The sequence below is a fragment of the Collimonas silvisoli genome, assembly GCF_018305005.1.
GTDB classification, from domain to species: Bacteria; Pseudomonadota; Gammaproteobacteria; order Burkholderiales; family Burkholderiaceae_D; genus Collimonas; species Collimonas silvisoli.
This window is the reverse complement of record NZ_JAGQEG010000178.1, coordinates 1-4,588: the sequence shown is the minus strand read 5'-3', so window position 1 is coordinate 4,588 and position 4,588 is coordinate 1. Positions and strand designations below refer to the sequence as shown.

General features: G+C 56.5%; 6 protein-coding genes. All 6 read left to right on the top strand.

Features of this window, described 5'->3' with window-relative positions; translation table 11 throughout:
* Nucleotides 1-106: 106 nt before the first annotated feature.
* Nucleotides 107-874, top strand: coding sequence for a beta-ketoacyl synthase chain length factor (locus KHU33_RS25475; RefSeq protein WP_211468245.1), 768 nt, complete (start codon nucleotides 107-109; stop codon nucleotides 872-874).
* Nucleotides 840-1,646 (top strand): lysophospholipid acyltransferase family protein, encoded by an 807-nt coding sequence (locus tag KHU33_RS25470; RefSeq protein WP_211468243.1) that lies wholly within the window; start codon nucleotides 840-842, stop codon nucleotides 1,644-1,646. Before KHU33_RS25475 ends, KHU33_RS25470 begins: the two co-directional genes overlap by 35 nt.
* Nucleotides 1,633-1,893 carry a phosphopantetheine-binding protein gene (locus tag KHU33_RS25465; RefSeq protein ID WP_211468241.1) on the top strand — a complete coding sequence of 87 codons (261 nt, stop codon included), beginning with the start codon at nucleotides 1,633-1,635 and terminating at the stop codon, nucleotides 1,891-1,893. The genes KHU33_RS25470 and KHU33_RS25465 overlap by 14 nt, the downstream gene beginning before the upstream one ends.
* A gap of 27 nt (nucleotides 1,894-1,920) precedes the next feature.
* On the top strand, nucleotides 1,921-2,175 hold the full coding sequence (locus tag KHU33_RS25460) for an acyl carrier protein (protein ID WP_211468239.1): 255 nt from the start codon (nucleotides 1,921-1,923) through the stop codon (nucleotides 2,173-2,175).
* A 23-nt stretch (nucleotides 2,176-2,198) separates the two neighbouring features.
* Entirely contained in the window at nucleotides 2,199-2,804 is a 606-nt protein-coding gene (locus KHU33_RS25455; protein ID WP_211468237.1) for a COG4648 family protein, read from the top strand.
* A partial coding sequence (locus KHU33_RS25450; RefSeq protein ID WP_211468235.1) for an AMP-binding protein occupies nucleotides 2,797-4,588 on the top strand: 1,792 nt, incomplete at its 3' end. The genes KHU33_RS25455 and KHU33_RS25450, both read left to right, overlap by 8 nt.

Below are 4,588 nucleotides of genomic sequence, written 5' to 3'. Positions count from 1 at the left end.
CCACCACACGTTTTGGTTGGAACGCATCTCCCAAATCAATTATTAACAGGCCCTAGATTGCTGGCAGAACATAAAATCGATTTGATGGGTGTTGGAGAATGATGAGATGAAGCTCGGGGGAGTTAGGTTTTCAGTTGTGTCTGATGCAGCATGGGCGCCGGGACTGGATACGGCGGCCGCATGGCGGGCGTGGGCTGATAATCCCTATGTCATTAGAGGCGACGGCGAGGCGGCTGTTGCGCGTATGCCTGCCATGTTGCGCCGGCGTGCCGGTTCTATGGGCAAAATGGCATTGGAAGCGGCTTATCGTTGTCTCGACGGCAGGATTGACGTGCCGACCGTATTTTGTTCTCGCCATGGCGAGTGCGTCCGTTCGACGGAGCTGCTGACGGATCTCGCTCAAGGGCAACCTTTATCCCCCACGTCTTTCAGTTTGTCGGTTCACAATGCTGCTGCCGGGCTGTTTTCGATCGCCCGTCAGGATCATGCTAGTCATACCGCCGTGGCGGCCGGGCATAGCGGCGTTGAGCATGCAGTGATTGAAGCCTGTGGTTTGCTTGCGGACGGTGCGGCTGAAGTGCTGCTGGTGGTCTATGACGGCATGTTGCCAGAGGTGTTTCACGAGTTTCAGGATTGCCAGGAGCAGCCTTTTGCCTGGGCCTGGCTAATGCAGGAGGCAAGCGCGGAATCCGGCGCCGTCATCTCGCTGTCCTGGGATAGCCAGGCTGGAGACGAGCCGAGCGCCATGCAACAGGAATTAAGCAGTTGTCGGCAACCCGACGGCTTGGAAGTGCTGGCTTTTTATCTACGCCAGGATCCCGAGCTGATCCGAACGATCGATGCGCGCCGGTGGTGCTGGGGACGTCTTGTTTAAGCGCGTAAATCGTTATTGGCGGGTGCTGGCAACCGGTTTCAGCTTTGTGTTGTTTGCGCTTGGCGGCCTGGTCTTGCGGGTCTCGGTTTTCCCGGTCTTGAATCTGTTTATCCGGGAACAGCAACTGCGCGTGCTGATGGCGCGGCGCGTGATTCGCGTGGCATTTCGCGGCTTTGTCGGATCCATGCGATGGCTGGGTGTGCTGAATTATGAGACTAACGGGCTGGAGCGATTGGAGCGGGAAGGTTTGTTGATTTTGGCAAATCATCCGACCTTGATCGATACGGTGTTTCTGATGGCTTTCGTCAAGCGTGCCGATTGCATCGTCAAAGGACAGCTTTGGGATAACCCGTTCACGCGCGGACCGCTCCGCGCTGCCGGTTACATCAGTAACGACCATGGCGGTGGGTTGATCGAGGATTGCATCACGTCCTTGCAACGCGGCAGCAATCTGATTATTTTCCCGGAGGGCACTCGTACCGCGAACGATGGTCAGATTAATTTAAAGCGCGGCGCCGCCAATGTAGCCGTGCGCAGCTTGTCGAATGTGACGCCGGTAGTGATCAGTTGCTTTCCGCCAACCTTGGGCAAGGGCGCCAAATGGTGGCAAGTGCCGCCGGTGGCAGCGCATTTCAGGATTGAAGTAAAAGAGGATATAAACGTCCGCGAGTTTCTGACAACAGCCGGTAGCGAAGTATTGGCAGCCAGGCATTTAACCGCCTATCTGCAAGATTATTTTAGAAAAGAAAGCCAGGGTTATGCAGCAGCTTGAAGAAGAAGTGAAGCAGGTCATCATCGATGTCCTGCAGTTGGAAGATATGACTACGGCCGATATCGTCACCGACGCGCCGTTGTTTGTCGACGGTCTCGGACTCGACTCGATCGACGCGCTGGAATTGGGAGTGGCGATTCAAAAGCGCTACGGCATTTCATTGTCGGCAGATTCGGCTGAGACACGTAATCATTTTGCTTCGGTGCGCACACTTGCTGTGATGATTGCCAGCAACAGAAAGAAATGACGGTGTGAAATGATATTGACCAACTCAATGAGCAAGGAAGAAATTTACCTGTGGCTGGTGAATGTGTTGCATGAAATGTTTGAGATCGACAAAGACCAGGTAACGCCGCAAGCCAATCTGTATACCGATCTGGATATCGATAGCATCGACGCGGTCGATCTGGTGGTCAAGCTCAAGCAATTGACTGGGAAGCGTTTGCAGCCCGATGTTTTCAAGGCGGTGCGCAGCGTGCAAGATGTGGTCGATGCGCTGGCTGCTTTGCTGGCAGAGGATGAAAAGTAAGGCGCTCAGGATAACCGTACAGGATGCAAAATCTCAGGCGTCTTTTGCCCACCGTAGTGACCTTGCTGGCCACTTTGCTCTATCCGCTCGCGATCTGGCTTGGGCATGGGCGCGTCGAGCCACGCCTGCTGGCCTTGTTGCTGGTGCTGGCCGCGGCCACGCGTCTGCCGACTCTCAAGCTGAGTCGCGCCAGCCGCTGGTGGCTGGCAGGGGCTTTATTGCTGGCAGCCGTGGCGATTTGGAACAACGCCTTACTGCCGTTGAAGCTGTACCCAGTGCTGGTCAATCTCGGCATGCTGGCGGCGTTTGGCTACAGCCTGTATGCACCGCCATCGATGATTGAACGCATGGCCCGCCTGAGCGATCCAGTTCTACCCGACTACGCGATTGCCTACACACGCCGGGTTACTCAGGTATGGTGCGGTTTCTTTGTTATAAATGGCGTGCTGGCCCTGCTGACAGCCGTCTGGGCTTCCGCTGCCATCTGGTCGCTCTACAACGGCGTGCTGGCTTATGTGCTGATGGGCTGCTTGTTTGCCGGTGAATATCTGGTGAGGATCGTCGTCAGGCGCCGTCATCGTCAACTCGCAGTGCAGCCTGACGCGCAGCCGGACGAACAGCATGTCTAATCCTCCTGATCTGTTGACGCTATTGAGTAAGCTGCCCGGCCACGAGCAGGAGCGCTCATTCGCATGGCGTGACGGCAAGCCACTCAGCCATGCCTATCTGGTCACCCAGGTTGCCGCTTGGCGACGCTTGCTGGCGCGCCAGTCGGGGTCGCGTTTCGCCTTGTATTCAAGCGACAGCGCCACCTTTGCCTGTATCTTGCTGGGCGCATGGCAGGCTGACAAGACGATCTATTTGCCGGGTGATGTGTTACCTGCCACCTGCGCCAATCTTAGTGCGCTGGTAGACGGTTATCTGGGTGAGTTTCCGGCGCAATATGCGCCGTTGACTATCGATAGCGACGACGAGACTCAGGCGAGGCCGGAATTCAAAACGCTGCTGCCGGATTTTCCCGGATTGGTTATTTATACATCAGGCAGTACAGGTGAACCGCAAGCAGTACCGAAATTCCTATCTCAACTGGCCAGCGAAGTAGCGTCTTTGGAACAGTTGTTTGGCGACAGGATCGGCAACGCCGATATCGTTGCGACGGTTTCGCACCAGCATATTTACGGATTACTATTTAAAGTGCTGTGGCCCTTAACTAAAGGCCGTGCAATACACGCGCAGCAAATCAGTTATCTGGAACAGTTCCAGCCGCAGCGAGGCGACAAACCGGTCGTCCTGATCTCCAGTCCCGCTCATCTGAGACGGCTGCCCACCGTGTTTACGCAAAACCAGGCCGCTTCGATTCGCGTCGTATTTTCGTCCGGCGGTCCGTTGCAAGCTGAGGCCGCCGTGGCTGCCGGACGTCTGCTGGGATCGATTCCGATTGAGGTGTACGGCAGTTCTGAAACCGGCGGTGTGGCCTGGCGTCAGCGGATCGCCGGCGCAGACGACAGCTGGCAGGTGATGCCAGCGATTGCTTGGCGTATTGCCTCTAACGATGAGGTACTTGAAATTCGTTCGCCGCATCTGCCGGACGCCGGCTGGCATGCGCTGGCTGATCAGATACAGGTTGTCGACCAGCAGCGTTTTTGCTTGAAGGGGCGCGTCGATCGTATTGTCAAGGTCGAGGAAAAACGTATCTCGCTGGATGGGTTGGAGCGGCGACTGAAAACAATGGTGCAGGTAGCGGATGCGCGCGTGTTGTTGCTGGAACAGCCCGAGTCGCAGTTGAAATTACAGCGCAAACCACAGCAACGGCAGCGGCTTGCCGCTTTTGTAGTGCTATCCGCTGCCGGCTTGCAGATTCTGGCAGAGCAAGGCAAGCTGGCTTTGAATGGCATCCTGCGCGACGGCATGGCGCATGCGGTGGAGGCGGTTGCGTTGCCGCGCAGCTGGCGCTATCTGGAGACGATGCCGGTGAACGCGCAAGGCAAGACTACGCGCGCTGCGTTGCTGGCGCTGTTGGAGTCGCCGGCGTCAGTCAGTTCAGAGTTGGCCGATCTTCCGCGCGAACCCGTCGTGCGTTTGCTGGAGCAAGAAACCCATCGCGTATTGCTGGAATTGACCGTGCCGGCCGATCTCCTGTATTTCAATGGCCACTTTGACGGCGCACCGATTTTACCTGGCGTGGTGCAACTCGATTGGGCGATCAACTATGGACGCCAATACTTTACGATGGCGCCGCAATTCCTGGGCGTGCTTGGCTTGAAATTTCAACGCGTGATTATCCCGGACATGGTGGTGCAGTTGGAGTTGTTGCACGAGTTGAAACATAACTCCAAGCAATGCCCGCCAAAGAGCAGCCTGGCGTTTCGCATGTTCTCAACGGCAGGGCAGCACGCCAGCGGCCGCATCACGT

Coding starts and splice junctions, on each gene's coding strand:
- KHU33_RS25455 (WP_211468237.1), top strand. CDS start 2,199: ATGCAAAATCTCAGGCGTCTTTTGCCCACCGTAGTGACCTTGCTGGCC.
- KHU33_RS25470 (WP_211468243.1), top strand. CDS start 840: ATGCGCGCCGGTGGTGCTGGGGACGTCTTGTTTAAGCGCGTAAATCGT.
- KHU33_RS25465 (WP_211468241.1), top strand. CDS start 1,633: ATGCAGCAGCTTGAAGAAGAAGTGAAGCAGGTCATCATCGATGTCCTG.
- KHU33_RS25460 (WP_211468239.1), top strand. CDS start 1,921: ATGAGCAAGGAAGAAATTTACCTGTGGCTGGTGAATGTGTTGCATGAA.
- KHU33_RS25475 (WP_211468245.1), top strand. CDS start 107: ATGAAGCTCGGGGGAGTTAGGTTTTCAGTTGTGTCTGATGCAGCATGG.